The 6,907-nt window shown below is 72.2% G+C and carries 9 protein-coding genes; 4 read left to right on the forward strand and 5 right to left on the reverse strand.

Features of this window, described 5'->3' with window-relative positions; genetic code table 11:
- Positions 1-46: 46 nt before the first annotated feature.
- The 4 genes from Q8W71_RS27755 to Q8W71_RS27770 all read left to right on the forward strand — a co-directional run bounded on the left by Q8W71_RS27755 (position 47) and on the right by Q8W71_RS27770 (position 3,398).
- Entirely contained in the window at positions 47-664 is a 618-nt protein-coding gene (locus tag Q8W71_RS27755) for a DUF4865 family protein (protein WP_305528646.1), read from the forward strand.
- Between the two features lie 12 nt (positions 665-676).
- Complete coding sequence (locus Q8W71_RS27760) at positions 677-1,069, forward strand: tautomerase family protein (protein WP_305528647.1); 393 nt, start codon at positions 677-679, stop codon at positions 1,067-1,069.
- A 345-nt stretch (positions 1,070-1,414) separates the two neighbouring features.
- Positions 1,415-2,071, forward strand: coding sequence for a hypothetical protein (locus Q8W71_RS27765; protein ID WP_305528648.1), 657 nt, complete (start codon positions 1,415-1,417; stop codon positions 2,069-2,071).
- Between the two features lie 97 nt (positions 2,072-2,168).
- Positions 2,169-3,398: an MFS transporter gene (locus Q8W71_RS27770; protein WP_305528649.1), complete on the forward strand. Its 1,230-nt coding sequence runs from the start codon at positions 2,169-2,171 to the stop codon at positions 3,396-3,398.
- 199 nt (positions 3,399-3,597) lie between these two features.
- Here the strand turns inward: Q8W71_RS27770 and Q8W71_RS27775 are convergent, their stop codons facing one another.
- The 5 genes from Q8W71_RS27775 to Q8W71_RS27795 all read right to left on the reverse strand — a co-directional run.
- A complete protein-coding gene (locus tag Q8W71_RS27775; protein ID WP_305528650.1) occupies positions 3,598-4,473 on the reverse strand; it encodes an RNA polymerase factor sigma-32 in 876 nt (291 codons plus the stop codon).
- A 308-nt stretch (positions 4,474-4,781) separates the two neighbouring features.
- On the reverse strand, positions 4,782-5,372 hold the full coding sequence (locus Q8W71_RS27780; protein WP_305528651.1) for a CarD family transcriptional regulator: 591 nt from the start codon (positions 5,370-5,372) through the stop codon (positions 4,782-4,784).
- A gap of 382 nt (positions 5,373-5,754) precedes the next feature.
- Complete coding sequence (gene fdxA, locus Q8W71_RS27785) at positions 5,755-6,093, reverse strand: ferredoxin FdxA (RefSeq protein ID WP_305528652.1); 339 nt, start codon at positions 6,091-6,093, stop codon at positions 5,755-5,757.
- Between the two features lie 205 nt (positions 6,094-6,298).
- Entirely contained in the window at positions 6,299-6,607 is a 309-nt protein-coding gene (locus Q8W71_RS27790; protein ID WP_305528653.1) for an RNA-binding S4 domain-containing protein, read from the reverse strand.
- Between the two features lie 13 nt (positions 6,608-6,620).
- Positions 6,621-6,907: hypothetical protein (locus Q8W71_RS27795; RefSeq protein ID WP_305528654.1), on the reverse strand; the 287-nt coding region annotated here is incomplete at its 5' end.

Below are 6,907 nucleotides of genomic sequence, written 5' to 3' on the forward strand. Positions count from 1 at the left end.
ATCGTCGCTCGGTGCAACCCTGCACGCGTCACCCACGGAGGACGCGATGCTGCTCGCCCGCTACCGGCACCGATTGCCGGCCGACCACGACATGGAGGCGGTGCGCGCCCGCATCCGCGCCCGCGGCCCGACCTGGGACGCCGCGCCGGGCCTCGCCTGCAAGGCGTTCGTCATCGAGGAGCGCGCCCGCGGCGCGGCCGAGAACGCCTACAGCTCGCTCTATCTCTGGTTCGACGCGACTGCCGCGGCCGACTTCCTCGCCGGCCCGGGCTTCGAGGCGGTGATCCGGGCGTTCGGGCGGCCGCGGACCGAGACGTGGCTGCCCTGGGCCGTCCGGGTCGGTACTGCGACAGGAGCCGCCAGCCTCGGGATCGAGGAGGGACGCGTCCCGCTCGGCGCCGATCTCGCAGCGGCGCGGGCCGAGGAGGCCGGGCGCGCGGAGCGGCTCGCCGCGGAGCCGGACGTGGCGGCCGTGCTGGTCGGCCTCGACCCCGCCGCGTGGCGGGTGACCCGCTTCGTCCTGCGCGCGACCCCAGCGGACGCGGGCGGGGCCGAGATCGCCCATCTCGCCGCGCCGGCCCTCTCTGCCCGAGCCCTCACCGTTCCGGGCCTCACCGTTCCCGGCCTCGCGGTCCCGCGCGATTCCGACCCATCCCGGAGCTGATGAGACGCCGCCATGCCCTTCACCCGGATTTCCCTGCGCGCCGGCAAGAGCGAAGCCTATCGCGCCGCCCTGATCGCGGGCGTCTACGCGGCCCTGCGCGAGACCTTCGCGGTGCCCGAGGACGACCTGTTCGCGGTCGTCCACGAGCACGACGCGGCGGGCTTCGCCTACGGCCGCGACTACCTCGGCATCCGCCGCAGCGACGACCTCGTGATCGTCCAGATCACCGCCAACGCCACCCGCACCACGGCGCAGAAGCGGGCACTCTACGCGGCCATCGCCCGCGAACTCGGGCGCGATCCCGGATTGCGGCCGGGGGACGTGTTCGTGAACCTCGTCGAGGTGGCGCCGGAGAACTGGTCGTTCGGCGAGGGCGGGATGCAGTACGGCCCGCCGGAGCCGTGACGCGCCTTCACCGATGTTGCCCGCGGGGCCTCGGTCGGCGTCCTGCCCGCCGCCCTGCCCGCCGCCCCGGTGACGGGCGCACTGGCTGCCCGCCCGCACGTGCCTGATCCCGGCTTGGCGCAGCCGCCTGCCGGGCGTCCCGATACGCGCGCCGTTCGACCGCAGCGTCATTCGTCACAGCGATGCGGGTCATTCCATCACACCTCCGTGACCCGCCCGATGAGAGTGCCTGCCCGCTGGAGAGTGTGGCGCGCGAGTCGCCATTGTTCAGTCGATTCTTGCTAATTTATCAATCAACATCGTTACTCGCCGACTGGTTGTATTTGAAATATTGGAGTGCAGCTCTTGTCGATCTTCGGTGAAAGGCGCGGTTATCTGTCCGGCATCCGGAAATCGGCGATGCTGCACGTCGCCGGGATCGTGTCGCTGGTCGCGCTGTTCCTGGGCGCCTGCAACACTGTAGCCCCGAACCGCCTGTCCGCCTCGGAGACGGCCGATCTTCGCTTCACCGCCCTCGACGTCCAAATGCCTGAGACGGCGCGGTTGCGGTGGAGCGGTGGGGAAGCTGCGTACCTGCGGGCCCGCGGCATCGACTCGAACGACCCGGCCCTCATCGCGACGCCGCAGGCGCGCGCCGCGATCCGCGACATCGCGGCCGAACGCGTCAAGGCTGTGCTGCAGCGTGCCCTCGCGTCCAGGCCCGAGGGGACGAGACCGGCAAAGCTCTCGATGACGATCACCGAGATCGAGATCGCCTCGCCGGCCCAACGGATCGTCCTCGGCGGCGGGACCTCTTTTATCCGGGCCGACATCGAGATCCGCGATCAGAGGACGAACGCTCTCCTGACGACCTACGTCGGCGGCCTCGGCGGCCAGTATTCGGGCTCGGGTCTGATCGGGGTCGTCACGGATGCAGCCCTGGAAGCCGGTGGCCGCGACGATCTCTTCGACCGCACGGCCGAAGCCTACGCCAAGAGCTTCGTGCGGTGGCTGACGCCTTGACTGCGGCTCGCCCCCGCCGGAGCCGTGACGCGATGGATGCTTGACCGGAGCGGCCGAACCGCTCAGGTCCGGGCCCCCGCCGCAGCCCCGGACCCGCATGGCCCCCACCGCCCACCTCGCGCTCATCAACGTCTTCATCGGCGACATCCAGGGTGGGCTCGGGCCGTTCCTCGGGACGTGGTTGGCGGAGGCCGGCTCCTGGAGCCCGACCCGGGTCGGCCTCGTGGTGACGCTGGTCGGCTTCGGCACGCTGTTCCTCAGCGGTCCGTTCGGTGCTCTGGTCGACCGCTTCGGGCACCCGCGGGTGCTGATCGGCCTCGCCTGCGGGGCGATCCTGGCCGGGACGCTGCTGTTGCTGCCGGCCCGCAGCTTCCCCGCGGTGCTGACCGCGCAGCTCCTCGCGGCGGCGGGGGGCACGCTGCTGCTGCCGGCGGTCGCTGCGCTGACGCTCGGGATCGTCGGCAAGGACCGGTTCCCGAAGCAGCAGGGCCGCAACCAGGCGTTCAACCACATCGGCATCCTAGTCGCTGCCGGCGCGATCAGCCTCGGCACCGCGCGGTTCGGGCCGGCGATCGCCTTCTGGGTGCTCGGCGGCATGGCGCTGGCGGCGATCGTCGCGACGGTGACGACGCCGGCCGGGGCCTGGAACCGGCGCCGGGCGGTGGGCTGGACCGAGGACGATGCGGACGAGCCGGAGCGCAGCGGCATCCGCCAGGTGCTCGGGAACCGCCGCCTGCTGGTGCTGACGGTGGCGCTGACCCTGTTCAACCTCGGCAACGGCGGCATGCTCTCGCTGCTCGGCCAGAAACTCGTGGCGACCGCGGCGGACGCCACCACCTGGACCGCCCGCTACGTGATGGTGGCGCAGCTCGTGATGGTGCCGGTGGCGCTGCTCGCCGGCTCGATGGCCGACCGGCGCGGCCGCCGCCAGCTCCTGATGGTCGCCTTCGCGGTGCTGCCGGTGCGGGCGGTGATGTCCGGGCTGATCGACGACCCCTGGTGGCTGATCGCGGCGGAGGTGCTCGATGGCGTGGCCTCGGGCATCGTCGGCGTCGCGGTGCCGGTGGTGGTGGCCGACCTCACTTGGGGCTCGGGGCGCACGCAGACGGCGCTCGGCAGCGTCAACGCGGTGCAGGGCGTCGGCGGGGCGCTGTCGGCGTGGTACGGCGGGCTCGCCTACAGCGTGTTCGGCTGGACCGGCGCGTTCCTGTCGCTCGGCGTGCCGGCGCTGGCCGCCCTCGCCCTGGTGATCTGGCTCGACGCCACCCCCGAGCCCGGCCGGCGCCGCCGTCGCCGCGAACGCCGCGCCGCCCCGCAGGCGGCGTAGGTTTGTTCGCGACCCATTTTGAAGGCGGCCCGTTTCCGTCTTTGCGAGCGGAGCGAAGCAAACCAGCAGCGCCACATTCTGTCGGGTCGCGCTGCCCTGGGTCGCGTCGCTTCGCTCGCGATGACGATGCGGATCCCGCGCATGAAAAAGCCCGGCCGGGGCCGGGCTTCGCGCGTGCTGGGAGGAAAACCGAAAAAAATCAGCCGATGTAGGGGCTGCCGGTGGCGGCGGGGAACCGGTCGGCCAGGGCCCGGCGGAGCTTCTCCAGGGCGCGGTTCTCGATCTGGCGGACGCGCTCCTTGGAGATGCCGAGCCGCTGGCCCAGGGCCTCCAGGGTGGCCTGATCCTCGGCGAGCCGCCGCTCGCGCAGGATGCGCAGCTCGCGCTCGGACAGGACGCCCAGCGCCTGCTGGAGCCACACGAGGCGCCGCTCGCCGTCGACCGTCGCGCCCACGGTCTCGTCGGGCAGAGCCGCGCCGTCGACGAGGAAGTCCATGCGCTCGGAGGAGGCGTCGCTGTCCTCGCCCACGGGCGCGTTGAGCGACATGTCCGGGCCCGACAGGCGGGCGTCCATCAGGGCGACGTCGTCGCGGGACACGCCGATGGCGCTGGCGATCCGGCGGTGGATCTCGTCGCCGACATGCTCCTCGGTGGACTGCATCAGCCGGGCGCGCAGCCGCCGCAGGTTGAAGAACAGCGCCTTCTGCGCCGAGGAGGTCCCGCCGCGCACGATCGACCAGTTGCGCAGGATGTAGTCCTGGATCGAGGCGCGGATCCACCACGTGGCGTAGGTCGAGAAGCGCACGTCCCGCTCCGGCTCGAACCGGGCGGCGGCCTCCATCAGCCCGACATGGCCCTCCTGCACGAGGTCGGCCATCGGCAGGCCGTAGTGACGAAAACGCCCCGCCAGGGCGATGACGAGGCGCATATGGGCGGAGATCAGGCGGTGCAGGGCGCGCTCGTCGCGGCGGTCCTTCCAGCGGACGGCGAGTTCGCGCTCCTCCTCGCGGGCGAGGAACGGCGCCTCCATCGCAGTCCGTATGAACTGCCGTCGAATTCCCGCGATTTCCGCCATTCCGCCTGCCTCTTGTGCCCGAGTGCTGATGCGGCGCCGAGCCTAGTGTCCGGCGCGCAGGGCGTCACGATCGTTCGACGCCAGGCGTGCGACAACGGGAGGCGAAACGCGAAAGTTCCGCCGCGGCGCGGCAAAGGGAGGGCCGCGCGGCCACGATTTTGTGCTTTGACACGGTCACATGGGTTGCGCCGCGGATTCGTCCAGCCCCGGCCGATCCGAAGCTGGGGATATTCTCGACTCGGCCGCGCACGAAAAAGCCCGGCCGCGGGGCCGGGCTTCGGGTCGGTGTCGCGAGGGTCGGCGCGCCCTCAGGCGGCCTCCTCCTGGATGTCGTCGCCGTCGGACTCGCCCTCGGTCTCCGCCTCGCTCTTGGCGCGGCGGGGCGACTTGGCGAGGCTCTGCTCGATCAGCTTCAGCGCCTCGGTCTCGGTGATGCGGTTGACCGAGGAGATCTCGCGCACGATCCGGTCGAGGGCCGCCTCGTAGAGCTGGCGCTCGCTGTAGGATTGCTCGGGCTGCGCCTCGGAGCGGTACAGGTCGCGCACCACCTCGGTGACGGCCAGCAGGTCGCCCGAGTTGATCTTCGCCTCGTACTCCTGGGCGCGGCGCGACCACATCGTGCGCTTGACGCGCGCCCGGCCGGTCAGCACGTCGAGCGCCTTCTTCACCAGCTCCGGCTCGGCGAGCTTGCGCATGCCGACGCTGTTGGCCTTGGCGGTGGGCACCCGCAGGACCATCTTGTCCTTCTCGAAGGAGACCACGAACAGCTCAAGCTTGTAACCCGCGATCTCCTGCTCCTCGATGGCGGTGATGCGGCCGACCCCGTGGGCCGGATACACGACGGCCTCGCCGGTCTTGAAGCCTTGCCGGCCTGGGGTCGTCTTCTTGGCTGTGGTCATGCGAGAAGGGCCTCCACTGGTGCGCGGCGCGTCGTGCGCCCCGCGCGAAACCGTGCCTCCGGGTCCGGGGACCCGACGCTGCCGCACGCACGCAGTCGGAGACGCCGCCGTGGACAGGCCCACGGCGGTCGGTCACATGCAACCTCACGGGATGGAACGCATTTCGGCGTCGAGGGAGCACGTCTGGCACGAGCGACGGCAGGCGGATTGTGTACCACAATCCCGGCCCGGAATCAAAGCATCGTGGACGGCGACGCGCGGCGACGGAGCGGCGTCCGCCGACTTTTACACCGGCGGCGGCGGACACGAATGACCTGGGCGCGGGGCTGGCCTTCCGCCCGCGCGGGGCGAAGGCGCGCCGCGAACCCCCGCCGGACTCCGCTCAGTCGCCCGAGCCGGGATTGGGCGAGAAGTGGGCTTCGAGCTTGCCGGACACCCCGTCCCACTCCTTGGCGTCGCCCGGCGCGTCCTTCTTCTGGGTGATGTTGGGCCAGCTCTTGGAATAGTCCGCGTTGAGCTTCAGCCACGCTTCCAGGCTGGACTCGGTGTCGGGCTTGATCGCCTCGGCCGGGCATTCCGGCTCGCACACGCCGCAATCGATGCACTCGTCCGGGTGGATGACGAGCATGTTCTCGCCCTCGTAGAAGCAGTCCACCGGACAGACCTCGACGCAGTCCATGTACTTGCACTTGATGCAGTTGTCGGTGACGACGTAGGTCATCGGCTATCTTCGTCCTAAGGGCGTCGGTCCGGGCGGAACCGCGAAGGCCCGCGCGCCCGGATCCGGTTGGCGCCGCGCTCGCGCGCAAGGCCCGGTGCGGGCGACCGGGCGTCGGATGCGAAGGGCTCTAGACGCTGCCTCCCGGACTGACAAGCGCGCGGGGCGGTCGGCGGGGCGGCGGGAGCGGCTCTGTGGCGCCGGGTCATCACTCCGGGGCGGGCGGCGCGTCGCCGGGGGGCGCAGGACCTGGGGGCGACAGGTCGTCGTAGAGGCCCTGCGCCTCCGGGGCCGGGCCGCGGCGCTCGCCGAGATCGACCACCCGCACGGCCCGGGTCGCGTGGGCGGCGGCGACCGTCACCACGTCGCCGACCGCCACGGCCTTGGCGGGGTCCAGCGCGCGAACGCCGTTCACGCGCACGAAGCCCTCCGCGACGAGGCGCGCGGCGAGCGTTCGCGTCCGTGCGAAGCGCGCGAACCACAGCCACTTGTCGAGCCGCTGCCGCCCCGCGCGCATCGGACGCGGCGCGTCAGCGCTTGCCGGGATCGCCGGATTCGAGCTGCGCCTTCAGGGCGGCGAGCTTGGCGAACGGCGAGTCGGGGTCGGGCTGCCGCTCCCGGCGGGGCGGGCGCGCGTCGGGCCGCGGGCCGGCGTGGCGGGGCTCGTCGCGGCGCCGGTCCTGCCGGTGGTCCGGGCGTCCGCCCTCGAAGCGGTCGCGGCGGGGCCCGTCGCGGCCGGGGCGCGGACCGCCCTCGCCCTCAGGGCGCCGCTCGCCGCCGGCGGCGCGGCGCTGGTCGGGCCGGCCGCCCTCGGGGC

Source organism: Methylobacterium amylolyticum (assembly GCF_030700245.1).
Lineage (GTDB): Bacteria > Pseudomonadota > Alphaproteobacteria > Rhizobiales > Beijerinckiaceae > Methylobacterium.

Bases quoted from the DNA above. Each gene is read 5' to 3' on its own strand.
- Q8W71_RS27755 (WP_305528646.1), top strand. From the start codon at position 47: ATGCTGCTCGCCCGCTACCGGCACCGATTGCCGGCCGACCACGACATG.
- Q8W71_RS27760 (WP_305528647.1), top strand. From the start codon at position 677: ATGCCCTTCACCCGGATTTCCCTGCGCGCCGGCAAGAGCGAAGCCTAT.
- Q8W71_RS27770 (WP_305528649.1), top strand. From the start codon at position 2,169: ATGGCCCCCACCGCCCACCTCGCGCTCATCAACGTCTTCATCGGCGAC.
- Q8W71_RS27775 (WP_305528650.1), bottom strand. From the start codon at position 4,473: ATGGCGGAAATCGCGGGAATTCGACGGCAGTTCATACGGACTGCGATG.
- Q8W71_RS27780 (WP_305528651.1), bottom strand. From the start codon at position 5,372: ATGACCACAGCCAAGAAGACGACCCCAGGCCGGCAAGGCTTCAAGACC.
- fdxA (WP_305528652.1), bottom strand. From the start codon at position 6,093: ATGACCTACGTCGTCACCGACAACTGCATCAAGTGCAAGTACATGGAC.
- Q8W71_RS27790 (WP_305528653.1), bottom strand. From the start codon at position 6,607: ATGCGCGCGGGGCGGCAGCGGCTCGACAAGTGGCTGTGGTTCGCGCGC.